The 23,642-nt window shown below is 75.4% G+C and carries 18 protein-coding genes; 10 read left to right on the top strand and 8 right to left on the bottom strand.

Going from position 1 to position 23,642, the window contains the following annotated elements; translation table 11 throughout:
- Positions 1–13 precede the first annotated feature (13 nt).
- The 4 genes from ACQ614_RS27390 to ACQ614_RS27375 form a co-directional block, all read right to left on the bottom strand.
- Positions 14–721: a GNAT family N-acetyltransferase gene (locus ACQ614_RS27390; RefSeq protein WP_431681402.1), complete on the bottom strand. Its 708-nt coding sequence runs from the start codon at positions 719–721 to the stop codon at positions 14–16.
- Positions 722–864: 143 nt separating this feature from the next.
- On the bottom strand, positions 865–1,158 hold the full coding sequence (locus ACQ614_RS27385) for a hypothetical protein (protein WP_431681401.1): 294 nt from the start codon (positions 1,156–1,158) through the stop codon (positions 865–867).
- A 175-nt stretch (positions 1,159–1,333) separates the two neighbouring features.
- A complete protein-coding gene (locus ACQ614_RS27380) occupies positions 1,334–1,921 on the bottom strand; it encodes an alpha-ketoglutarate-dependent dioxygenase AlkB (protein ID WP_431681400.1) in 588 nt (195 codons plus the stop codon).
- Positions 1,922–2,028: 107 nt separating this feature from the next.
- On the bottom strand, positions 2,029–4,515 hold the full coding sequence (locus tag ACQ614_RS27375) for a glycoside hydrolase family 9 protein (protein WP_431681398.1): 2,487 nt from the start codon (positions 4,513–4,515) through the stop codon (positions 2,029–2,031).
- Positions 4,516–4,716: 201 nt separating this feature from the next.
- Here ACQ614_RS27375 and ACQ614_RS27370 point away from each other — a divergent pair, with 201 nt between their 5' ends.
- From ACQ614_RS27370 to ACQ614_RS27360, 3 genes are all read left to right on the top strand, one after another.
- Positions 4,717–5,301 (top strand): TetR/AcrR family transcriptional regulator, encoded by a 585-nt coding sequence (locus ACQ614_RS27370; RefSeq protein WP_431681397.1) that lies wholly within the window; start codon positions 4,717–4,719, stop codon positions 5,299–5,301.
- On the top strand, positions 5,298–6,734 hold the full coding sequence (locus tag ACQ614_RS27365; RefSeq protein ID WP_431681396.1) for an MFS transporter: 1,437 nt from the start codon (positions 5,298–5,300) through the stop codon (positions 6,732–6,734). Before ACQ614_RS27370 ends, ACQ614_RS27365 begins: the two co-directional genes overlap by 4 nt.
- An 89-nt stretch (positions 6,735–6,823) precedes the next feature.
- Positions 6,824–7,150 carry a hypothetical protein gene (locus tag ACQ614_RS27360; RefSeq protein WP_431681395.1) on the top strand — a complete coding sequence of 109 codons (327 nt, stop codon included), beginning with the start codon at positions 6,824–6,826 and terminating at the stop codon, positions 7,148–7,150.
- Between the two features lie 32 nt (positions 7,151–7,182).
- Here the strand turns inward: ACQ614_RS27360 and ACQ614_RS27355 are convergent, their stop codons facing one another.
- Positions 7,183–8,379 (bottom strand): RNA-guided endonuclease InsQ/TnpB family protein, encoded by a 1,197-nt coding sequence (locus ACQ614_RS27355; RefSeq protein ID WP_431684039.1) that lies wholly within the window; start codon positions 8,377–8,379, stop codon positions 7,183–7,185.
- Positions 8,380–8,588: 209 nt separating this feature from the next.
- Between ACQ614_RS27355 and ACQ614_RS27350 the strand changes: the two genes are divergently transcribed.
- Together ACQ614_RS27350 and ACQ614_RS27345 are read left to right on the top strand one after the other, a co-directional pair.
- Positions 8,589–10,355 (top strand): RNA ligase family protein, encoded by a 1,767-nt coding sequence (locus tag ACQ614_RS27350; protein ID WP_431681394.1) that lies wholly within the window; start codon positions 8,589–8,591, stop codon positions 10,353–10,355.
- Positions 10,355–13,207, top strand: a complete 2,853-nt coding sequence (locus ACQ614_RS27345) for a poly(A) polymerase (protein ID WP_431681393.1) — start codon at positions 10,355–10,357, stop codon at positions 13,205–13,207. Before ACQ614_RS27350 ends, ACQ614_RS27345 begins: the two co-directional genes overlap by 1 nt.
- A 61-nt stretch (positions 13,208–13,268) precedes the next feature.
- Here ACQ614_RS27345 and ACQ614_RS27340 read toward each other — a convergent pair whose 3' ends face one another.
- A complete protein-coding gene (locus ACQ614_RS27340; protein WP_431681392.1) occupies positions 13,269–14,489 on the bottom strand; it encodes a hypothetical protein in 1,221 nt (406 codons plus the stop codon).
- A 428-nt stretch (positions 14,490–14,917) separates the two neighbouring features.
- Between ACQ614_RS27340 and ACQ614_RS27335 the strand changes: the two genes are divergently transcribed.
- The 3 genes from ACQ614_RS27335 (at position 14,918) to ACQ614_RS27325 (ending at position 17,897) form a co-directional block, all read left to right on the top strand.
- A complete protein-coding gene (locus ACQ614_RS27335) occupies positions 14,918–16,045 on the top strand; it encodes a DUF3103 family protein (RefSeq protein ID WP_431681391.1) in 1,128 nt (375 codons plus the stop codon).
- A gap of 137 nt (positions 16,046–16,182) precedes the next feature.
- A complete protein-coding gene (locus ACQ614_RS27330) occupies positions 16,183–17,268 on the top strand; it encodes an S-(hydroxymethyl)mycothiol dehydrogenase (RefSeq protein WP_431681390.1) in 1,086 nt (361 codons plus the stop codon).
- Positions 17,268–17,897, top strand: coding sequence for an MBL fold metallo-hydrolase (locus ACQ614_RS27325; RefSeq protein WP_431681389.1), 630 nt, complete (start codon positions 17,268–17,270; stop codon positions 17,895–17,897). The genes ACQ614_RS27330 and ACQ614_RS27325 overlap by 1 nt, the downstream gene beginning before the upstream one ends.
- 217 nt (positions 17,898–18,114) lie before the next feature.
- Here ACQ614_RS27325 and ACQ614_RS27320 read toward each other — a convergent pair whose 3' ends face one another.
- A complete protein-coding gene (locus tag ACQ614_RS27320; RefSeq protein ID WP_431681388.1) occupies positions 18,115–20,748 on the bottom strand; it encodes a LuxR C-terminal-related transcriptional regulator in 2,634 nt (877 codons plus the stop codon).
- A 269-nt stretch (positions 20,749–21,017) separates the two neighbouring features.
- Here ACQ614_RS27320 and ACQ614_RS27315 point away from each other — a divergent pair, with 269 nt between their 5' ends.
- Positions 21,018–21,389: an ATP-binding protein gene (locus tag ACQ614_RS27315; protein WP_431681387.1), complete on the top strand. Its 372-nt coding sequence runs from the start codon at positions 21,018–21,020 to the stop codon at positions 21,387–21,389.
- Between the two features lie 63 nt (positions 21,390–21,452).
- Here the strand turns inward: ACQ614_RS27315 and ACQ614_RS27310 are convergent, their stop codons facing one another.
- Positions 21,453–21,857, bottom strand: coding sequence for an SHOCT domain-containing protein (locus ACQ614_RS27310; protein WP_431681386.1), 405 nt, complete (start codon positions 21,855–21,857; stop codon positions 21,453–21,455).
- Positions 21,858–22,190: 333 nt separating this feature from the next.
- Here ACQ614_RS27310 and ACQ614_RS27305 point away from each other — a divergent pair, with 333 nt between their 5' ends.
- On the top strand, positions 22,191–23,492 hold the full coding sequence (locus ACQ614_RS27305; RefSeq protein WP_431681385.1) for a PucR family transcriptional regulator: 1,302 nt from the start codon (positions 22,191–22,193) through the stop codon (positions 23,490–23,492).
- The last annotated feature ends 150 nt before the right edge of the window (positions 23,493–23,642 follow it).

The raw sequence follows: 23,642 nt of genomic DNA, 5'->3' as shown, positions 1-23,642 counted from the left end.
CGCGGCGGGCCGGTCAGCCCGCCGCCCCCGGCTGCGGGACGACGGCGCCCGCGAAGGTGACGGTGCGGCGGGCACGGAAGCCCAGCGACTCGTACAGCCGGACCGCCCCGGTGTTGTCCTCCGCGACGTGCAGGAACGGCACCTCGCCACGGGCCCGGATGCCGGCGGCCACCGCGTGCACCAGCCGGGTGGCGAGGCCGCGGCCGCGGTGGCCGTCGTCCGTGCACACCGCGCTGATCTCGGTGTGGCCCGGCGGGTGGAACCTCTCCCCCGCCATCGCGACCAGCGCGCCGCCGACGCGGATGCCGAGGTACGTGCCGAGCTCGACCGTCCGCGGCAGGAACGGGCCGGGACGCGTCCGCTCCACCAGGGCGAGCATCTCGGGCACGTCCGCGGGGCCGAGCCGGACGGCCTCCGGGTCGGGTGCGGCCGCCACTCCGGCGTCCACCAGCTGGATGCCCTCGACGCGGAAGGTCACCCGCCAGTCCTCCGGCGGCGGCGCGGACACCCCCGCCGTCACCACGTGCCCGCCGGGCCCGACGACCGCGGCGGCCGCCGCCCAGTCCGCGGCCTCCGGAACCTGCGGCAGGCCGAGGAACGGCGTGACGTCCGCCGGATAGTGCAGCACCCGCCCGCGCCGCCCGGCGAAACGGGCATGCGGCCCGTCCAGCGCCGAGCGCACCGGGTTGTCCAGCGGGTGGGTGTCGTACGAGGTGGTCATGCCGGTCCTTGCTCAGGTGCGTTGGTGCCCCCGAGGCGCCGGGTCGGGAGGGCCCGGAGGCGAACGGGTGACGACAGGTGACAGCACCGGCCGCTCCCGAAAGCTTCCCGCACCGCCACGTCGCCGACCGTGCTCGGCACCCTTCAGGCGGCGTCGGGGGCGGGGCCGAGGACGTCGTTGACGTCGGCGAGGAACTGGCGCCAGGGCTCGGAGAACTCGTCGCCGCCGCACTGGTGGGCGTCGGCCCAGGCGTGCATGATCCACCAGCGGAGGCCCGTCCAGACCCGCTCGTTCCCGGGCGGGAGGAGGACCTGCGCCTCGGCGAGGCGGGCGAGCATCGGTCGCCTCGCCTGCGCCAGCGGCACGCCGCCGTCCACGGATCGCTGGTAGTCGCCGAGCTCTTCGAGGAGGACCTGCAGCCGGTCCATGTCGGTCATCCGTCATCACCTCCACCACGTCGGGGTGTCCCGGTACTGCCGTTCGCGAGATCGGCGTGAATTCCTCACGCTTCCCGCGCAGTTGTGGCCGACATGGTAGGCCGGGCGCGTGCCGGCCCACCGGGATTCCGCCGTTTCGCACGGAATCGGGCCGAATTGGCAGCACATCGGTCCGTCAGGGTCGACGGTCGGCGAGGGTGCGGAAGGTCACCGACACCCGCCGACCGCGCGGCACCCGGCCGCCCGGGCCCGGATCGCTCCTGCGGGCGGCGATGGCGTGGCGCCAGACGTGGCGGGCGGGGCCGGCGAGCACGGTGAGGCTGCCGGGTGCAAGCGGCACCGGCACCTTCCGGCCAGTCTCCGGCTCGGTGAAGTCCATGACGCAGGCCGAACCCAGGGAGAGCGAGGCGACCACCGGGCCGAAGCAGGGCACGCAGTCCACATGTGCGGAGATGCCCTGGCCGGGCCGGTACTCGTTGACGATCACCTGCTCGGCGGGGCCGGGCATCAGGCCCTCCGCGGCCAGCCGTCCGGCGAGGTCCAGCGCCCAGCCGGGCAGCGGCGGTGCGGTCGCGGCGCCGGCCGCGGCCACGGTGCGGCGGCCGTAGTCGTACCGGTGGCCGTAGTGCTGCACCCGCCGCCTGAGCTCCGCGGACCACGGCCCGGCGTCGATCCGCGCCAGCAGCGCGGCGCAGGCGTCCGCGTCGAGCCAGTCCGCAAGACGGAGCAGGCCCGGCACGGCGGTCTGGGGAGGCTCGGGCATGTCCGCACGGTAGCGGCCGGCACCGACAGTGCTGGTCGGGGAACCACGGCGCAGCACCGTGCGGGGCGCCGGAAGGGCGCCCCGCACGGCTGCTCGGTACGGCAGGGTCAGCTGCAGGCGGCTCCGTTCAGGGTGAAGGCGGTCGGAACGGGGTTGCTGCCGGAGTAGGTGCCCTGGAAGCCGAAGGCTGCACTCGCGCCGGGGGCGAGGGTGCCGTTCCAGCCGGCGTCCTTGGCGGTGACGGCGGCGCCGGTCTGGGTCACGGTGGCGTTCCAGGCGTTGGTGATCTTCTGGTTGCCGGGGTACGTCCAGCCGAGGGTCCAGCCGGTGACCTGGGTGGTGCCGGTGTTCTTGACGGTCACGGTGGCGGTGAAGCCGGTGCCCCAGGCGTTGTCCACCTTGTAGGCGACGGTGCAGGCCGCGGTCGGCGGCGCGGTGTCGTCGTCGGCCTCGGTGGCGGTGAAGGACGCGGCCTCCACGCCGGTGCCGCCGACGGTGAAGGCGGCGGCACCGCCCACGGTGTCGGCGTCCTGGGCGGCGGCGACGGTGACCTGCTGCGCGGTGGACCAGTTGGCGGGCGTGAACACCAGCGAGGCGGCGGCGGTCAGGTCGGTGTCGCCGGAGGTGCGGGCGACGGTGACGGTGACGTTCTGCGCGGGCGCGGCCGAGAGGCGGACGGCAACGGCGGCGGTGCCGCCCTCGGGCACGGTGACCGACGCCGGGGCGACCTGCACCGCGGGCGTCACCGGCTGCGGGTCGTCGCCCTTGCGCTCGGCGGCGAAGGCGGCCAGCCAGGCCAGCGGGGCGTTCCAGTTGATCGCGACCTCGTTGGTGGAGTACGAGCCGATGTCGTCGACGTAGCAGGCGGCGGGGGCGCAGCCGGTCAGCTTCTCGACGGCGATCGGGTCCTGCAGGCCGGAGTTGGGGCCGCCGGCGAAAGACCCGGCGGGCGGGTGCGGCAGCGAGGCGTCGTTCTGGCGGGCCCAGAAGCGGTGGTGCTGGTTCTCGGAGGCGTTCTCTCCGTAGCCGGTGACGTAGGAGCGGTCGAGCGCGTTGCGGCCGAGCAGGTAGTCCAGCGACTCCAGCGCCCCTGCGCGGTACCGCTGCTGGCCGGTGAGCTCGTACGCGACGGCCATGACCACGGCGTTGTTGGCGACGGAGCTGTTGGAGCCCCAGACGTAGCCGTCGGCGGCGATCGGGACGGCGTAGCCCTGGCCGGCCATGGTGGCGAGGTGGCCGTCGGCGGCGGCGGTCAGCCGGCCGCGGAGCCGGGCGAGGTCGTCGGCGGGCAGCGCGACACCGGGGACGGTCGCCAGGGTGATCCGGCCGAGGGTGGCGGTGCCGCCCCACCAGAAGGCGTCGGCGGGTGCGGCGTGCTGGACGGAGGAGGTGACGGCGTCGCGGTACTGCGACTCGCCGGTGGTGGCGAGGAGTTCGGCGGCGGCCCAGTAGAACTCGTCGGAGACGTCCTTGTCGTCGTAGGCGCCGCCGCCGGTGCTGTCGGTGCCGGGGGCCAGCACGTTGGGGTTGGCCTTGGCGGCCGTCCAGGCGCGGCGGGCCGCATCGAGGCAGCGGGCGGCGAACGCGGCGTCGTACGGGGCGTAGACGCGGGCGCACTGGGCGGCGGTGGCAGCCAGGTTGAGCGTGGCTGCGGTGGACGGCTTGTGCAGTTCGCGCTGCTGGGAGTCGAGTTCGGGGCGGGTGGGAAGGCCGGTCCACTGGGCGTCGTGGATCTTGTGGAAGGCCATGCCGGCCATCGGCTTCCCGGCCGGCACCTGCATCCGCATCAGGAAGTCGAGCTCCCAGCGGGCCTCGTCGAGCACGTCGGGGACGCCGTTGCCGCGCTCGGGCACCTTCAGGGTGGAGTCGCCGAGGGCGGCGTCGGCGCCGGCCCGGCGGGCGCGCTCGAAGGAGTTGACCAGCTGCCAGGTGGCGATGCCGCCGTTGACCACGTACTTGCCCTGGTCGCCGGCGTCGTACCAGCCGCCGCGGACGTCCAGGCTGTAGTCGCAGACCCCGGCCTGGCAGGGCACCGAGGTGTCGCCCTTGTTGGGCGCGACGCCGAGGTGGCCGGCCGGGTGCGCGTAGGCGGCGCCGGCCAGGGCGGCGTCGATCGCGATGCCGCTGCGCTGCTGGTAGAAGAAGGCCATCGAGTCGGAGCGCAGGCCGTCGTAGAGCGCCGCGGAGATGTCGAAGGGGTGGCTCGCGCGACCGTCGACGACCAGGGTGTAGCCGGTGCCGGCGGTGCTGTAAGCGGTGAAGTCGACCAGGTGGGTGGCTTCACCGGACGCGGCGTCGGCGCCGTGCACCGTGGTGGCGCCGGAGGCGACGGCCGTCCCGGCGGCGTTGCGCAGCTGCCAGGCGAGCGGGGCGGTGGCCGAGCTGACGACGGTGGCCCGCTTGGGGCCGTCCGGGAGGTAGCCGAGCTGGTTGACCCGGACGGGCGTGTCGGCGGCTGCGGCGGCCGCCGGGACGGCTGTCGCGGGGGCGGCTGCGAGACCGGCGGCGGTCAGCGCGCCGGCGGCCAGGGCGAGCCCGGTCAGGGCGGCTGCCGCGCGGCGCGGCAGCCGGCGGGCGGCGGTGGCAGGAGGCACGGGTGGGGCCTTCCTCGGCGGGGACGGGGGTCGGTGGGGCGCGGCGAATGAGTGGGAGCGCTCCCAGAGCTATCAAGCCAGCACCGCCTGGAGCACGTCAAGAGGCATGCAGCGAAGGCGATTTCGATCTGACGTGAGGGAGCGTTCCCATTCCGAAGTCGAGTAGACAGTGTCTACCCCCCTCCTGTAGACACTGTCTACATGAATGACGAGGATGCCGGGCTGCGGGCCCGGCTGGTCGAAACCGGTGTCGAACTGCTGGCCCGCGAGGGGGTGCAGGCGCTGACCCTGCGGGAGATCGCCCGCCGGGCCGGGGTCTCGCACGGCGCACCGCGCCGATACTTCCCCACCCATCTGGAACTGCTGTCCGCGATCGCCCGGCGGGGCTTCGCCGCGCTGGGCGCCCGCGCCGCCGCAGCCGTCGCCGACGGGCCACAGGACCCGAGGGAGCGGCTCACCGCCCTCGGCCGGGCCTACCTCGAGTTCGCCCGCACCGAACGCGGAATGTTCGAGCTGATGTTCCGTCACGACCTGCTGGAGAGCAACCGGCTGGGCCTCCGGGAGACCAGCCTGCCGCTCTTCGAGGTACTGGTGGACCTCGTCTCCCGGGCCCGCCCGCACGGCGGCACCGAACCCGCGGTCGCCGCCGCGGCGCTCTGGGCCAACCTGCACGGCATCGCCCAACTCTGGTCCTGGGGAAGCCTGCAGCTCGCCGCCGGCACGGAGGACGTCGAACTGCTGCTGCGCGCCGCACTCGACGCCCACCTCGGCACGGTGCAGCCGTGAGCCCCTCCCCGCGGCTCACCCTGGCCGCGAGCATCACCGGCGCCGTCCTCGTCGCGCTGGACGGCACCGTGCTGACCGTCGCCCAACCCGCCCTGCAGCGCGACCTGCACGCCGACTTCGCCCAGGTGCAGTGGACCAGCACCGGCTACCTCATCGCCGTGGCGAGCCTGCTGGTCCTGGCCGGGCGGCTCGGCGACCGGTACGGCCACCAACGGGTGCTCGCCGTCGGCACGCTCGGCTTCGGCGCGGCCTCGGCCGGCATCGGGATCGCCCCCGGGATCGGCTGGGTGATCGCCCTGCGGATCGTCCAGGGCGTCTTCGGCGCCCTCCTTCAGCCCGCCACCCTCGGCATGCTCCGCGCCGCCTACCCCCCGGACCGGCTCGCCTCGGCCGTCGCGATCCGGACCAGCGCCATCGGCGCCGCCGCAGCAGCCGGCCCGGTCGTCGGCGGGGCCCTGGTCACCGCACTCGGCTGGCGGGCCGTGTTCGCCCTCAACATCCTTCCCGCACTGGTGATCGGTGTGCTGGCCCTCGGCCGCCGCGGCACATCCCCGGCACCCTCCCCGGGCGCAGCCCCCGCGCCCGTACGGCTCGACCCGGTCGGCGCGGCACTGCTCGGCACGGCCCTGGCCTGCCTGGTGCACACCCTGGTCACCCTGCCGGAGACCGGCTGGACGGCATCCGCCGTCCTCGGCGCCCTCGCCGCCACGGCCGCCGGTGCCGCCTTCGTTCGGCACGAGCGGCGTGCCGCAAGCCCGCTGGTGCCGCCGGACCTGGTCGGCTCCCGGGCCGTGGCCGCCTCGCTCGGCGTCCTGGTCGCCGCCTCGGCGACCATGTTCGGCGCGCTCTTCCTCGCCAGTTGGTACCTGCAGGACGTCCTGGCGCTGGATCCGTTCTCGGCCGGCCTGCGTGGGCTGCCGTTGGCCGCCGCCATGGTGCTCGCCGCACCGCTCGCCCCCGTGCTGCTGAAGCGGTACGGGCCGCGGCGGACCGTTGCCTCGGCCACGGCCCTGCTCACCGCCAGTGTCCTGGTGCTCTCGCGGCTGGACCGGACGGCCGGGGTGCTGTCCACCGGCGCCGGATTCCTGCTGATGGGAGCCGGGTTCGGCACGGTGATGGTCGCCGCGACGGCGGTGGTCGTCCGCCGGGCCGCCACCGCCCACGCCGGGGTGGCGGGCGGACTCCAGCAGACCGCCATGAACACCGGCCCCGCCCTCGGCGTGGCCACCGCCACCACCGCCCTCGCCCTCTTCGCCGGCACCCCTCACCCGGCCGGCCCCGCCCTGGAGAACGCCCTGGGCCCGTCCCTCACCCTCCTCGCCCTCACCGGCACAGCAGGCACCGCCCTCGCCCTGGCCCTCCCCCACCGCACGGCCCCCGCCGACCCGGCCCCCGCACAGGCGGGTCACCGAAGGCAGTTGGGCACCTCGTAGGGGCGCCGGGGCGGCCGCCGGCCTGGGGTTTCTCGGGCGCTAGGGTGTCGCGGACCGTCCGCATGATCGACACATCCGGGAGTCCGCCGATGACCCCGAACCGCACGAGTGCCCTGTTCGCGGCGGTGCTCACCCTCGCGGTGGTCGTGGTCTACCTGGCCCTCCCCTCCAACCCGGACGTGGAGTACGCCAACGACTACGTCGACCACACTGCGCTGCAGGTGGCGGGATACCCGTCCTCGGAGAACCTGGAGGTGGTGCAGAAGGCGCTCTGGCGGATGGCCGACGGCGACGCCGGACGGTTGTCGGCCCTGGCCACCTCCGACGGCTCGAAGACCCAGGCGCTGACCAATGCCAAGATCTGGGTGGGGGCCTTCGGCAAGGGCGCGCAGGGCAGGGCCACGCCGAGTTCGTGACTCCTCCCCCGGTTGAAGCCGGGGGCTTCTCGCTAGCCCGGGTGGGCCTCGCGACGGACCAGCCCGGCCCGTAGAACGTTGACGGCTCCCACCGTGTCGGCGTGCGCCCGGTGGCCACAGCCAACACAGTGGAAAGACTCCTGCGTGGGCCGGTTCTCCACGGCGGTGTGCCCACATTCCGGGCACCTTCGGGAGGTGTTGCGGGGGTCCACCGCCATCACTTCCCGTCCGGCGCATTCTGCCTTGGCGGTGAGGATCGCAAGGAACACCCCCCAACCGGCATCCGAGATCGAACGGTTGAGTCCGCCCTTGCTCGCGGCCCCGTTGGACAGGAAGCCACCCGGCCGCTCGGGGTCGGGCTTCGGTTCGGGCGACCGAAGCATGTTGCGGATCTTGAGGTCTTCGTGCGCGATGAAGTCGTGCTCACGCACCAGCGCGAACGCGGTCTTGTGCGCATGGTCCAGCCGTTGGCGGCGGACCTTCCGGTGTAGCCGGGCCACACTCTCCACGGCCTTACGGCGGCGTTTGCTGCCGCGCTTGCACCGAGACAGCACCTGCTGCGCCTTCTCCACCGCGGCGGCGGCCCTCCGGCCGTGGCGAGGATTCTCGACGAACGCGCCATTGGAGTCGGCGAGGAAGTTGGCAATGCCCATGTCGATGCCGACCGTGCTGCCCGTCGCCGCAAGCGGTTCGGGCTGGGCCTGGTCGGCGGTGAGGACGACGTACCAGCGGCGGCCTTCCCGCTTGATGCTGATCGTCTTGACCTTGCCGACCACGGGCCGGTGTTGGTGCACCTTGACATGGCCGACACCTTGGAGCCGGACGCGGGTGACGGGGTCGTGCGGGGTAGCATCCCAGCGGCAGCCGTCGCCGTCCTTCGGCCACTCCACCGTGTCGAACCGCGCGGATGACCGGAAACGCGGATAGCCGGGCTTCTCACCGGCCCTGACCCGGCGGAAGAAGCCGGCGAACGCTTTGTCGAGACGCCGCAGGGTGGCCTGCTGCGAGCTGAACGACCAGCGGGCCTGGTCCGGGTCGAACGCCCGGATCTCCTTCAACTGGCCGGACTGCTGCCCGTATCGGACGGTCGTCCTGGAGACGTGCCGCCAGGCGTCACGCCGCTCCTGGAGGGCGGCGTTGTAGAGCGTGCAGTGGTCTCGCAGCATCGCCGACAGCGCCTGTTCCTGGCCCACCGTGGGCCTGATGAGGAACTTGTACGCACGGATCACCCGCCCCTCCAGGATCCAGTCCGGCAGGTTCACCCTACCCGGCGCCACCGACAACGAAGTTGCCTCCGCCGCTCCACGGCTCCGCACCGGGATGCGTTTCCCTCCCCTGTCCGGAGCCGGGGGTACCCACGCAAAATCAAACGGATGGATCGGTCGGCGTCCGCCTCCTACAGTGACGGGGTTCCCACCACCCCGACCAGGAGCGGACCATGCGCGTGCACTACCCGCGGACCCCGCACCTGCCCTGGTCGCCGGGTGCCGCGGCGGACGACGTCCGGGCCGGTGACCTCTCCGGGCTGCACGGCCGGGAGGTCGTGGTCACCGAGAAGATGGACGGCGAGAACACCACGCTCTACACCGACGGGCTGCACGCCCGCTCGCTGGACTCCGGGCACCACCCCTCGCGGGCGTGGGTGAAGGGTCTGCAGGGGCGGATCGGCCCGACGATTCCGGCGGGCTGGCGGGTGTGCGGGGAGAACCTGTTCGCCCGGCACTCGATCGCCTACACCGGCCTGGACAGCTGGTTCTACGGCTTCTCGGTCTGGGACGCGGCCGACCGCTGCCTCGGCTGGGACGACACCGTCCGCTTCCTGCGGCGGCTGGGCGTCCCGGTGCCGCGGGTGCTGTGGCGCGGGGTCTTCGACGAACGGGCCGTGCGGGCGCTGCGCCTGGACACCGGGCGCGAGGAGGGCTACGTCGTCCGCGCCGCCGAGGGCTTCCCCCGCGAGGAGTTCGGCCGGCGGGTCGCCAAGTGGGTGCGGCCGCACCATGTGCAGACCGACACGCACTGGATGCACGCCGCCGTGGTGCCGAACGGGCTGGGCCCGGCCGCCCCGCTGTGGGCGGTGCGGTCGGGTGCGGAGGCCGACCTGCCCGCGCTGCTCGCGGCGACCGGTCCCGGTGAACGGGAGCCCGGAGAACCGGAGTCCGGAGAACGGGACCCCGAGGCGGCGGTGGCCGACGTCTCCGCGCGGCTCGACGTGCTCGGCCGGACGGGCGACGCCCGGCTGGCCGGGGTGCTGGCGGCCGCACTGGCGGGCGGCAACCGGGGCCGGCTCGCCGCCGGGCTCGCCGGGCCGCTCGGCATGCCGCTGGCCCGCCGGGTCGCCGACCTGGTCGGCCTCCACCCGGCCCTGCAGCGCCCCTTCCCCGACGAGGACCGCCGGGCCGGACTGGTCCGGATGGCACAGGTCGCGGACCTCGGGGTGCTGCACGCGGTCGCCGCCGCCGTGACGACCGGGCGGGCGGACGCGGAGGCCGCCGGTGCCCGCGAGCAGGCCGAGTGGTCGGCGCTGCACGCCGAGGACGCCGGACTGCTCGGCGAGGCCCCGCTGGCCCCGCTGCGGTCGGGCCTGCGCGAGGCGCTCGCCGGCCTCGGGCCGGACGCCGCGGACCGCTGCTGGGCCGAGGCCAGGGAGGCGTTCGCGCTCGGCCGGGTGAGCGGGGTCGAGGACGCCGTGGCGGCGTCCTGGCGGTGGCGGTCCGGCGCCTTCCCTCAGCTGGTGCAACTGGTCGGCCCGTCCGGCAGCGGCAAGAGCGGCTTCGCGGCCCGGCTGCCCGAGGTGAGCGCCCGGGTCTCGCTGGACGGGCTCCGCGAGGAGCGCGGCGACCGCGCCGACCAGCGGGCCAACGGCGACGTGCTGCGCGAGGGCCTGGACCGGCTGGACGCCGCGCTCGCCCGCGGCGGCACGGTGGTGTGGGACGCCACCTCGCTCAACCGGCAGCAGCGTTCGCTCGTCCAGGGCGTGGCGCAGCGCCGCGACGCCCTGGTCACCCAGGCGGTGCTGCTGGTCGGGGAGGCCGAGCTGGCCCGCCGCAACGAAGTCCGTCCGCACCCGGTGCCGCCGGGTGTGCTGGCGGCGCAGCTGCGGCGGTTCGGGCCGCCGTACCCGGGCGAGGCGCACCGCACCTGGTACATGGGGGCGGCCGGCACCGTCGAGGACACGGCAGGGACGATCGGCGGGGAGGACGCCTGATGCGCACCAGCGAGGAGATCTACCACCGGGTCCGCTGGGACGCCCGGTTCGACCCGTCGCGGTTCGTGCTGGTCGTCCAGCAGCGCGGCGCCGACCCGAAGCGCGTCCCGCTGGACGGCTTCGCGCCGGGCGGGGACGTCCCCTGGCACCGGGTGCTGTCCGTGGAGGCGGACGGCGAGACGGTGTGGGACCGCGCAGCCGGGGTGGACCGGCTGGACAGCACCGCCGCCGGCCGGGCCGGGGACGGGCGGCGGCTGCGGGCCCCGTTCTTCACCGCCCGCACCCCGCACGGCTGGGACGGCTCCGCCTGGAGGCCGATCGGGGAGGCGTCCGCGCCCTCGCCCGCCGCACGGCACGGCCGTGTGAAGGTGATCACCTGGAACACCCTGTGGGACCGCTACGACGGCGAGCGGATCGACACCGCGCGCCGCCGCCCGCTGCTGCTGGCCGCGCTGGAGCGGGCGGACGCGGACGTCGTCGCCCTCCAGGAGGTCGAGCCGGCACTCGTCGAGATGCTGCTGCGCGAGCCGTGGGTGCGGGCGGGGTGGACGTTCGGCACCGACCCGCGCGGGCGGGACGTCCCCGACTGCGGGCTGCTGCTGCTCAGCCGGCTGCCCGTGCTGGAGGCCGGGCGGCACCTGCTCGGCCCGCACAAGGCGCTCGCGGCGCTGGTGGTCGACACCGGCTCGGGCCCGCTCACGGTGGCCGCCACTCATCTGACCAGTGACCACACCGAGGACGGCCCCGCCCGCCGGCAGGCCGAACTGGCCCGGATCGCCGAGGGGCTGGCCGGGGTCGAGGGCGATCTGGTGCTGGTCGGCGACTTCAACGACGGCCGGGGCGGCCCGGACGGCCCGGCCGCGGTCCTCGGGCTGCACGACGCCTGGTCCCAGGTGCACGGGCCGGACGACGACACCCCCACCTTCGACCCCGGCGCCAACCCGCTGGCCGCCGTCTCCTCGCTCTCCGGCCGGGCCTCCCGGCTGGACCGGGTGCTGCTGCGCCCGGGCGGGCCGCGGGCGGCCTCCGCCGTACTGCTCGGCGACCGCCCGACCGCGGACGGGCTCCGTCCGTCGGACCATTACGGTGTGGAGGTCGAACTGGGCCCCGGCGGGGCCGCACCCGACGGCGTCTTCGACGTCCGCCCCACGGTGCGCACGGCCCTCGCCTGGCTGCCGCCGGACGTGCTGTGGCCGCCGATCCAGGCCGTCCGCGCCGAGCACGACCCGCAGATCCACCGCTGGCCGCCGCACGTCAACGTGCTGTACGGCTTCGTCCCCGAGGCCGAGTTCGAGCAGGCCGCGCCGCTGCTCGCGGAGGCGGCCGCCGAGGTGGCGCCGTTCACCGCCCGGCTGGCGGGGGTGCGCAGCTTCCGGCACCGGCACGGCTCCACCGTGTGGCTGGACCCGGCGGCCGGCGACCCCGGCCGGTGGGCCGGACTCCACCGGGCACTGCTGGAGCGCTTCCCGCTCTGCCGGGGCCGTTCCGAGGGCTTCACCCCGCACCTGAGCCTCGGCCGGACGGACGACCCGCGGGGGCTGGTCACCGAGTGCACCGCACGGCTGCCCGAGGCCACGGCCGAGATCGGGCGGTTGGTGCTGCTGTCCCGGCGCGGCGAGGAGCAGATGCGGCCGCGTGCCACCGTGGCGCTGGGCACCGGCGAGATCAGCTGGCTGCCGGAGGCCGCGCCGACGGCGGACGCCCCCGCACCGGACACGCTCGCCGACCGGACGGCGCGGCGCATCGCCGGGGCGCTCACCGAGGGCGTGGTGCACCTCGCCGGATCGCGGCGGACGGGCTGCGCGCTGCCCGGCGCCGACCTCGACCTGGTGGCCGCCCTGCCGGGGGACCCCGACCCGGCCGAGGTGCAGGCCCGGGTGGCGGCCGCGCTGCCGGAGGCCGTCCGGCTGCGGCAGGTGGTCGGGGCGCGGGTGCCCGGCCTGCGGTTCTCCGTCGACGGCCTGGACGTCGACCTGGTGGTCGTCCCCACGGGGTCGCTGGACCCTGCGGAGGCGGTGGAGCGGCGCGCCGAGCTCGGCGAGGCCGCGGCACTCGCGCTGAGCGCCGTCTCCGACGCGGACGCGCTGCTCGCCGCGGTCGGCCCGCGGCGGGCGGCGTTCGCCGGGCTCGCCCGGGAGGTGAAGGCCTGGGCGAAGGCCCGCGGCCTGGACTCGGCGCCGTTCGGCGGCCTGCCGGGCCTGGCCTGGGCGGTGCTGGCCGCCCGGACGGTCACCGAGGCGCCCGGCCTCGACGGCGAGGAGCTGCTGCGGCACTTCTTCGGCACCTGGGCCGCCTGGGACTGGCGCGAGCCGGTCGGCCCGCCCGCCGGTCCGGCCCTGCCCGCCGGTCCGGCCCTGCCGGCCGGGCCGGTGACGGTCGCCACCCCGACGGCCCCCGTCCGCTCCTGCACCGCCCAGGTCACCGCCGGCGGACGGGAGTTGCTCGGCCAGGAGCTCTACCGGGCCTGGGAGGTCCTGGAGGCCGCGGCCGCCGACGGCCGGGACGCCCGGCCCGAGCTGTCGGCCCCGCCGGCGCTGCACCGGCGGCACGCGGCCTGGGCCGTGGTGGGCGTGCAGCCCGCCCGCGCCGCGGAGTTCGATGAGGTGCTCGGCCTCGTCCGCGGCCGGATGCGCTCCCTGCTCGCCGCCCTCGACGAGGCCGGTGCCGCCGAGGCGCACGCCTGGCCGCGCCCCTTCGCCACCGGCCCCGCCACTGCCCGCTTCGCCGTCGGCCTCGGCCGCGCCCCGGTCGACGCCGACACCCTCGCCGCCCTCGCCGACCGGTGGACCCGCGGCCTGCCGGGCGTGGACGTCACCTGGACGGAGGGCGGCGGCGTGCCGACGCTCTACTGAGCGCCCGCCGGGCCGGGCCCCGGAGGCCCGGTCCGCCGACGCCGGACGAACGGCCCGACCGTCAGCCGGAGACTGCCTGCGCCTGCCGGAAGTCGGCGAGCGCGGCGGCGTAGTGCCCGGCCACGGTCCACAGCAGTGCACGGTCGGTGAGAGCGGTGGCGAGCGGTCCGGCGCCCTGCCCGGGGTGGTGGGCGTGCAGGGCCCGGGCGAGGGCGACGCCCCGGTCGAAAAGGGGCTGCAGGTGCTCCACGAAGCGGTACCGGCGCTCCGCCTCCAGGACCGCCTGCCGTACTACGCGGCGGCGGTGCAGTGCGACGAGTTCCGCCGTCGGGTCGGCAGCGGTCACGGGCGGCAGGGCGTCCACCTCCCGTCCGAGCTCGGCGGTGCGCTCCTCGAAGCGCTGCCGGACATCGGCCGACCACCTGTACAGAAGGTTGCCGAACGCCGGCACGGGGCCGGCCTCGGCGGCGCATTCGTCTGCGGCGGTGTCCACGGAGAGCAGCAGTCCGACGTCCGTGGCGGAGGCGCTCTCACTCGGCTGATCGGCGGCGAGTCCGCCCAGGAGGGTGTCGGCCTCCGCCCGTACCCGGTCGGCCTCCGTGTCACGGCCGGCCCGGTCCAGCGTCCGGGCGAGGTGGAGCAGCGCGTGGAACACATGGGGCCGCCTCTCCTGGCCCGGCGTGGACGGCTTCCGTGCCCGGTCGACGAGTTCGGCAGCCACGGCGACCGCCTCGTCGTGGCGGCCCGCGGCGATGAGCTGGGCGTGCCAGGCGATCCTCGACCAGTCGGTGGAGTCCGCGCGGTCCGCCCGTACCGCCTCCGCGTACACATCGGCGGCCTCCGTGTGCCGTCGCTCCTCGGCGAGGCCGGCCGCCCAGGCCTCCAGGCCGCGGACGAAACCGCGGCGCGTGCCCGGCTCGGCCCGCTCGATCGCGGCCATCCGGGACCGGTCGACAAGGCCGTCGCCGCGGCGGCCCATCTCGAACAGCAGCCGCTGGCGGGTGTCCAGCGCGTCAAGCAGGGTCTCCGGGCCGCGCGGGTCGTCGGCGGCCATGGCCTCGGCCGCCGCGACGGCCTCGTCGAGCAGGAGGAGTCGGGCCTCGGGCAGATTCCGGGCCTCGGCCTCGTAGCTGAACCGGGCCAACGCGCGGGAGAGCTTCGGCAGGTGGACGGCCGGGCTGACCTCGGCCAGGATCCGGTGCGCGGCGACCTGCTGGGCCAGGCTCATCCGGTAGACGTCGAGCAGTGCCACCCGGGCGCGCACGATCGCGTCGTTGTCCATTCGTTCCCCCTCGTTCCGTCACCCCGTTCGGCCCGACCCGCCGTCAGGGCAGCACGGCGGACGCGCCGGTGTCTCCGCAGGGGAGCCCGGGCGCGTGGGAAGGGGTGGGTCCGTCGAGTGTGCGGGGTGCGCACCGCCCCGGACAAGATCGGTCCGGCGTGCTCTCGGTCCTACCGCCGGACCCCTCCGAGCGGGCATGATGGACCTGACACTCTCCCGGCTGCCCCTTCGTGCGGCGCCCGGCGCCCCCACAACGACACTGACTGTTCGTCAGAGCAGTGCTCCGCGCAGCCTTGACGCGGGCACGACGGGGTTGCTTCGCTGTCCTGGCTCACTCAACACCGCCCCCACGCGGAAGCCGACGAGCGTCAACTTGCCGTGGCCGACGGGTGGCGGGCGCACTCCGTACACCCAGCCATGGAGGACCGTTGAGCACCATCAGCACCCTGAGAGTCGGCGCGGTCGGCGCCGTCCTCGCCCTGGTTCTGGGGGCCGCCGCACAGACCGCGAGCGCCCGCACCGGGGCCCCGCCGCAGCAGCCCCGCGCCCACTCCGCCGTCCAGGCCGTCGAGGAGGAGACCGCCCGGGCGGTCGCCGCCTCGCTCGGCGACTCCGCCTGGCGGGACGGCCTGCGGGCCGCCGCCCGCGGCGGCGCCGAGGTCGACCTGTCGGCGCTCACCGCGCACGCGTCCGCCGACGCGGGCCGCAAGCTCGCCGCCCCGGTCGCCGAGGGCAACTCCCGCATCCTGGCCGCCAAGGGCCTGGACGCCGCCACCGGCCCGCTGCTGCGCCTGCGGCTCGGCGACGCCTCGATGCGCCCGGCGCTGGACGCCGGCGCCGTCCCGTGGGTCGCGGCCGCACCGGCGAGCGACCGGGCCACCACCCTCACCGCCTACGACAGCCGCGGCCGGGCGCACACCCTGGACGCCACGCAGGTGCCCCGGCAGCCGGTCTACCTGGTCGACATCGACGTCAGCCGGGCGCTGGCCGGCGGCGCCGAGATCCTCCGCCGCACCCTCGGCGGCACGCCCGCGGCCGCGGGCCCCGCGGTGTCGGCCGCCGCGAACGGCTGGTGGGGCACGAAGATCGACGCGATCGAGGTGTCCGACGACGAGGAGCCGTGGTTCAAGGGCGGCGCCGAGATGTACGCCCTGGTCACCGGCTTCGGCCTGGACGGCAAGGTGCGGGTCGACCCGGTCGACATGCCGTACCTGGACTACGACGGGACGGTCTACCGCCCCAACCAGATCCTGGTGAACTGGTCGAACTACAAGTACAACCTCGCCGACGTGGTGCTGATGGAGGAGGACGGCAGCACCAACTACCAGGCGCTGGCGAAGGCCATCGCGGCCGTCCTGCTCACCATCACCGACCAGGGCGCGTACATCCCGCTGGTGAACGCCGTCCTGGACGCCATCCCCACCGAGTGGTGGACGGACGACCCGGACTACGTGGACTCCTGGTACACCCTCGCCAGGACCTCCTCGGGCCGGCTGGACGGCGCCCGCGGCAACGGCTGGATGAACGTCTCCCCGTACTGGGTGTCCGCCTTCTGATCCTTTCCGGATCGGCAGCAATTCCCGTGGAAATGTGGACAGATCGGATAGATTGCTCCACAGAACACCCGGCCGCCCCGCCGTGCGAGCGGCGGGGCGGCCGGGCCCACGACGAGGCACGAGGGAGTGCTGCTCTGATGGCCCAGCAGGTACGGGGTGTGATCGCACGGTCCAAGGGTGCGCCGGTGGAGGTGGTCACCGTCGTGGTGCCCGACCCGGGGCCCGGCGAGGCGGTGGTGAAGGTCCAGGCGTGCGGGGTGTGCCACACCGACCTGCACTACCGGGAGGGCGGCATCAACGACGAGTTCCCCTTCCTGCTCGGCCACGAGGCCGCGGGTGTGGTGGAGTCCGTCGGCGAGGGCGTCACCGAGGTCGCGCCGGGCGACTTCGTGATCCTCAACTGGCGTGCGGTGTGCGGCAACTGCCGGGCCTGTCGGCGCGGCCGGCCCTGGTACTGCTTCGCCACCCACAACGCGAAGCAGAAGATGACCCTCACCGACGGCACCGAGCTCTCCCCCGCGCTCGGCATCGGCGCCTTCGCCGAGAAGACCCTGGTCGCGGCCGGGCAGTGCACCAAGGTCGACCCGGCCGCCTCCCCCGCCGCGGCGGGCCTGCTCGGCTGCGGCGTGATGGCCGGCCTCGGCGCCGCCGTCAACACCGGCGCGGTCGGCCGCGGGGACTCGGTCGCGGTGATCGGCTGCGGCGGGGTCGGCAATGCGGCCGTGCTCGGCGCCCGGCTGGCCGGCGCGGCCCGGATCATCGCCGTCGACCTGGACGCGCGCAAGCTGGCCAAGGCCAAGGATCTCGGCGCCACCCACACCGTCGACTCCTCCGGCACCGACCCGGTCGAGGCGATCCGCGAACTCACCGGCGGCCACGGCGCGGACGTGGTCATCGACGCGGTCGGCCGCCCCGAGACGTACCGGCAGGCGTTCTACGCCCGCGACCTGGCCGGCACCGTCGTCCTGGTCGGCGTGCCCACCCCCGAGATGAAGCTGGAGCTCCCGCTGCTGGACGTCTTCGGCCGCGGCGGCGCCCTCAAGTCCTCCTGGTACGGCGACTGCCTGCCCGACCGGGACTTCCCGATGCTGATCGACCTCTACCTGCAGGGCCGCCTCGACCTCGACGCCTTCGTCAGCGAGACCATCCCGCTGGACGGCGTCGAGCAGGCCTTCGAGCGGATGCACAAGGGCGAGGTGCTGCGATCGGTGGTGCTGTTCTGATGGCCGCCCGCATCGAACACCTGGTCACCTCCGGCGAGTTCACCCTGGACGGCGGCACCTGGCAGGTCGACAACAACGTCTGGCTGATCGGCGACGACGAGGAGGTCCTGGTCGTCGACCCGGCCCACGACGCGCCGGCCATCGCCGCCGCGGTCGGCGACCGCCGCCTGCTCGCGATCGTCTGCACCCACGGGCACAACGACCACATCAACGCCGCCCCCGAACTCGCCGCCCGCACCGGCGCACCCGTCCTGCTCCACCCCGAGGACGCGGTGCTCTGGCAGCAGACCCACCCGGGCGTCAAGCCGGACGCCGACCTGGCCGACGGACAGACCCTCACCGTCGCCGGCACCGAGCTGACCGTGCTGCACACCCCCGGCCACAGCCCCGGCGCCGTGTGCCTCCACGCACCCGGGCTCGGCACGGTGTTCAGCGGCGACACCCTCTTCGCGGGCGGCCCCGGCGCCACCGGCCGCTCCTTCTCCGACTTCCCGACCATCATCCGCTCGATCCGCGAGCTCCTCCTCGCCCTCCCCCCGGAGACCGTGGTCCGCACCGGCCACGGCGACCCCACCACCATCGGCACCGAGGCCCCGCACCTCGACGAATGGATCGCCCGAGGCCACTAGGGACGTGAAGACGTGCCCCGGGGCGACCCGGGGCACGCGAAACGGGAGGTGCCGCGGTGGTCCGCCGCGGTACCTCCCGTGCCTACGTCGGGGCGGCCGTGGTCACGCCGTTCCCCCGTGCGGCGCCGTCCGGATCACGTGCGGCGCCGCCCGGAGCGAGCCTGCCGCAGGTGCGGCCCCGGCCGGAATCCGGGGCCGGGATTCCACGGATACGCAATCAATCCGCGGGGGCCGTCCTGGGCACTGCGGTGAGCTGCTGGCGGGAGCGCGCGCCGGTCTTCTGCATGGCCCTGGCCACGTGCTGTTCGACGGTGCGCGGGGACAGGTGGAGGGCGGCAGCGATCTCCCGGTTGGTCATCCCTGCGGCGGCGAGCTGCGCGACCTCGTCCTCGCGGGGCGACAGCAGGTCGCCGTAGCCGGGACGGCCGGGGCCGCGCCGTTCCTCGGGCGGCCGGTGGCCGCGCAGGTCGGCCCGCGTCCGGGCGGCGTCCCAGGTGGCGCCGAGCGACTCGAAGCGTGCCGCGCAGCCGGTGAGCGCCGCGACCGCGGACTCGGTGCCCTGGCCACCGCCGGCGAGGGTGCAGCGGGCGGCGGCGGCCGCGGTGAGGGCCGCGTGGTACGGGCGGGGCAGTGCCTCGTAGGCGGCGGAGCTGCGTTCGTACGCGGTGCGGGCGGTGCGCAGGTCGCCGGTGGTCTCGGCGAGGGCGGCCTCGGTCCAGAGCAGGGCGGCGTCGGCGGAGGGGGCGTCGCGTCCGTCCAGTCCGGCGGCGAACTCGGCGACCATCTCACGGGCGGCGGGGACGGCTCCGGCCCGGGCGGTGGCCTCGACGGCCCAGGGGGCGAGTTCGGCGGCCCAGGCCCAGACGCCCTTGGCGCGCAGCCGGTCCCAGGCGAGGGCGGCCTCGGCGGCCGCGGCGGGCACGTCCTCGCGGGCGAGGGCGAGGCGGATCAGTGCGCCGGAGGCGGCGGCGGAGAGCGGGACGGGCCCGTGGTCGCGGTCGGGGGCGTCCGGGCCGGAGAGGTACTCCTCGGTCTCGGCCCAGGCGCCGCGGGCGAGGGCGAGCAGGCCGAGGACGAGTCGGGCGTCGGAGGCGATGAAGGGCATGTCGCCGGCCTCGGAGACCAGGGCGCCGGCCCGGCCGGCGAGTCCGGCCCAGCGGCCGGTGGCCCAGTCGAGGACGAGGGTGCAGCCCCGGCCGGTCTGCTCGGCGTAGGAGGCGCCGCTGCGGGCGGCCAGCGCGACGCCCTCGCCGAGCAGGGCGCGGGAGCGGTCGTAGTGGCCGATCCAGACGGCCGCGTCGGCGGCGTTGCACAGGCCGCGGGCGGCCTGCTGCCGGACGGCGACGGGTTCGCCGTCCCGGGGCAGCGCGTCGACGAGCGGCCAGGCGCCGGGGTCGCCGATGTTGAGCAGCACGCTGACCCGGTTGGCGGCGACCGCGGCCCGGACGACCGGGTCGCCGATCTGCTCGGAGACGTCGAGGGCGCGTTCGATCCAGGCGACGTTCTCGGCGAGCGGGGCGCCCGGCCAGTACGGCATGGAGAGGGCGGACATCGCGCGGGCGAGGAGGACGGGCTGCTCCTGGAGTTCGCCGACGGACCGCTCGAGCTCGACCTGTCCGTCGATGCAGCGTCCCATCTGGTTGCAGAGCAGCAGCCCGAGGTCGAGCCGGATCTCGCCGCGCAGGGAGGGTGCGATGCCGTCGTCGGCGACGATGTGCTGGAGCACCTCGAGTGTCCGGTCGGAGCGCAGGCCCATGACGGCGGAGCGGGCGAGCAGGGCGACCAGGCGGGAGCGGGCGTGCTCGGGCACCGGCCCGGTGGCGAGTGCGGACTCCAGCAGGGCGACGGCGCGCTCGAGGTCGCCGGTGTCGGCGTGGTGCTGGGCGGCGCGTTCGACGGCGTGCAGCCAGCCGCGCACCTGGCCGCCGGCGCGGCGGTGTCCGGCCACCCGCTCCCAGGGCACGGGCTGCCGGCGGACGAGCAGCGCGGCGGCCCGGGTGTGCAGGTCCTCGCGGAGCGGCCCGGTGAGTGCGTCGAGGACGGCGGCGGCGGCGAGCGGCACCCTGAAGCCGTACCGGCCGTCGCCGTGGTCGTGCAGGGCGGCGGCCGCCAGGGCGGCCTGCAGGGCGGTGCGGCCGGCCTCGGGGGCGAGGCCGGCGACCTCGGCGAGGTCGGCGGCGGTGGCGGGTTCGTCGAGGACGGCGGCGGCGTGGACGACCGGGCGGTGCTGCGGCGGCAGGGCCGTGGTGCGGCGCAGCGCCAGGGCGGCGAGCCGGGGCGGGGGTGCGAGGTCGGCGGGGAGCGGGGCGCGGCGGTCGGCGAGCGGGGCGAGCAGGTCGGCGACGACCTGGGCGATGCCGCCGGTGGCACGGTGCAGTCGTTCGGCGGCCCCGGGCGGGCAGCGGTCGGGCCCGAGTGCGGCGGCGGCCGCCCGCCGGACGTCCTCGACGCCCAGCGGTCCGAGCACGTGCCGCAGGACGGTGAGCCCGGCCGGGTACTCGGTGGCGGCGCCGAGCGGGAGGCCCGGCTCGGGGAGTTCCTCGGGCCGGAGGCTGAGTATGCAGGCGAGGCGGGGCGGCGGTGCGGCGAGCAGGGTGCGCAGGGCCGCGAGGTCGTCGGGGGCGGCGCGGTGGACGTCCTCGACGACGAGCAGGACGGGGCCGTCCTGGCCGGCGGCGGACGGGTCGGTGCGGGCGGGCTCCGGGAGGCGGTCGGTGAGCCGGGCGAGGAGCCGGCTCTTCCCGGTGCCGGCCTCCCCCTCGACGAGCAGCAGGACGGGCCCGCCGCCCGGCCCCGTCGACCAGGCCCGTTCCAGTGCGCGCCGCAGGCCCGTCTCGTTCAGTTCGTCCACACCGTCCACCCCACTGCTGTTCACTGCCCGGTCCGGCTTTCTTTGCGTATCCGTACTTCAGTCTCCACTGATTGCCGTCATCGTGGTGGGCGGGCAGCGTGGTCCGGGTCAAGTCCTCGAGGCCCGTGGGTCGGCGGGGGCCGCCGCCGATGCCGCCGCCGTGCAGGCAGGAGCCCCGCGTGAGGAACTCGACCTCTCCCAGACCCGTTGCCGTGCCGCCCGTGTGCACGGATGCGCCGCCCCGGTCCGGACGCCGACTGACGGCGGCGGTGACGCTGCCCGCCGTGCCGGAGTCGGTGCCGCAGCTGCGGCGGACGGCGCGGGCCCTGGTGCGCAGCCGCCGGCTCTCCCCGGACGTGGCCGAGGCACTGTCGGTGATCGTGACCGAGCTGGCCACCAATGTGGTGCTGCACAGCGGCAGCCCGGACGTGTCGGTGCTCTTCGAGGTCTGCGACACGGCGCTGACGGTGCGGGTGCGGGACACCGGGCGCTGGCGCGAGCGGCCCACCCCGCGGTGCGAGCCGGCCGACGTGGACGCGGCGTTCGGGCGCGGGCTGGATCTGGTCGACGCGTTCGCGGTGGACACCACGGTGCTGCGGACGGCCGGCGGGACGCTGGTGGAGGCCGTGATCGCGCTGTAGCGGCGCACCGGCCGGCCCTTCGAAGGGGTGGCCGGTGCGCCGCCGTCGGAGCGGGGGCTCCGGTCAGGCCAGGAGTTTGGCCTTGGCCTTCTGGAATTCGTCGTCGGAGATGGCTCCGGTGTTCTTCAGTTCGGCGAGCTTGGCGAGCTGGTCCGCATGGCTCCCGCCCGTACCTCCGCCGCCCTCGGCGGCGGCCTGGCGGACGTACGCCTGGAACGCCTCGTCGGTCTTCCGCATCTGGTCCACGTCGCGCTGGGCCATCGAACTGCCACGGGCGATCAGGTAGACCAGCACGCCGATGAGCGGCAGCAGGATCACGAAGATCGTCCAGCCTGCCTTGCCCCAGCCTCCCATGTCGTCACTGCGGAAGATGTCAGTGATGATCTTGAAGAGCAGGAAGAACCAGAGGATGAAGACGAAGAGCTCGAGCATCGTCCAGAAGAGGTTGAGCAGCGGGTAGTCGTCCATGGCACTCCCGTCCCAGCCCTGCGCCGGTCGGCCGGCGGGCTGTCGGTCCACGGCGGCGCCCCCGCACCGCCCGTCCCAGGCCGTCCGAGCCGGACAGGGGACAGAACGAGTCATACCATCGCACTTCACGCCCGGCATGCGGCCCGTAGGCCGGTCGGGGTACCCCGGCCGGGGATGCCGCCCGGCGGGCGCGGCGGGCCGCCACCGGTCACGTCCCGGACAGCAGGGGGTCACGATTCGGGCAGCGGTGGCCGGGCACGGCGAGGATTTCTTGTGCGGGCCGACCGGATGCCATTGACTAGCAGCGCTAGTTAAGCCGACGAGGGAGCGCTCGTGAGACCACCCGCCCTGGCTCCGCCCGCCGCCGCACCGACTGGCCCGGTCCCCACGTACCGGCTGCGCGGCCTGCCCGACGAACCGCCCGCCCGGCGACCGGTACGGTCCCGGGCCGACACCGAGGCCGAACAGCTGCTGCGCCGCACCGCGCAGTACCTGCTGCGCGACGTCGACGGCCTGGCCCGCGAACTGGTCGCCATGATCCGGGAACGGGAGCCCGCGTACCCCGCCACCATGGGCCCCGAGGAGCTCCGCCTGGAGGTGCGCTCCTCACTGGAGAGCTCGGTGCACACCCTGGTCGACCCGGCCGGCACCTGGGAGGCCGCCCGGCTCTCCTCCTGGCAGATCGGCGCCCGCCGCGCCCAGCGCGAACTCCCGCTGGACGCCCTGCTGCACGCCTTCCGGCTCGGCGGCGCCCTGGTCTGGCGCCGACTCGTGGACACCGCCACCCGCCGCGAACCCGACCGCGCCCACCTGCTGCTGCACAGCGCCGCCGGCATCTGGAGCTTCGTCGACGAGCACTCCGACCTGATCACCCAGGCCTACCGCCTGGTCGAGAGCCAGACCGCCCGCGAGCACCGGGAACGCGCCCGTGCCCTGGTGCAGTCGCTGCTCGACGGCACCACCCGGATCAGCGACCTGCCCACCGCCGCCGCCGCCCTCGACCTGCCCGAACGCGGCCGCTACGTGGTGGCCGCGCTGGCCGGCCCGGCCGGGCCTCCCCGGCACCCGGCCGAGGCCGCCGCGACGCCCGCCGACCCGCCGCCCGGCGTCCGGATCGTCCGGCACCGCGGCTCCGAGGGCGAGCACGCCCTCGTCCTGCTCGGCGACGCCGACCCCGCCGACGTCGCCGACTGCCTGGGCCGCCGCCGCGGCACCCGGGTCGGGATCGGCCCGGTCGTGGAGGAGCTCGCCGAGCTCGGCACCGCCCGCCGTGCCGCCGACATCGCCCTGCGCACCTGCACCGCCGACGGCGACGTGGCACTGCTGAACGATCGGCTGCCCGCCGCCCTGGTCGTCTCGCTGCCGGACTTCGGCGCCGCCCTGGTCGAGCGCGCACTCGGCCCCGTCCTCGAACTCGACTACCAGGACCGCGAGTCGATGCTCACCACGCTCTCGGTCTGGCTGGACAGCGCCGGCTCCGCCCAGCGGGCCGGCAGCAGGCTCTTCTGCCACCGCAACACCGTGCTCAACCGGCTGCGCCGCTACGAGCAGTTGAGCGGCCGCAGCCTCAACGACCCGCGCAACGTGGTCGAACTCTCCCTCGCTCTCGACGCCCACCGCCTGCTCGCCGCCTAGCGGCGGGCTCACCCCCAGGGGCACGGGGTTATCCCAAGGGGCGCGGGGAACTGCGCAATCCGGATGTGGCCGTCACAACTGCACGGGTCAAGCCCTGATCTGCACGACGACCCGCATCCGGATTGCGCAGTTCCCCGCGCCCCTGAGTGA

Origin of the sequence: Kitasatospora dryopteridis (genome assembly GCF_050749075.1) — a bacterium.
In the GTDB taxonomy this organism is placed as follows: domain Bacteria; phylum Actinomycetota; class Actinomycetes; order Streptomycetales; family Streptomycetaceae; genus Kitasatospora.
This window is presented reverse-complemented; position numbering and strand designations above follow the sequence as displayed.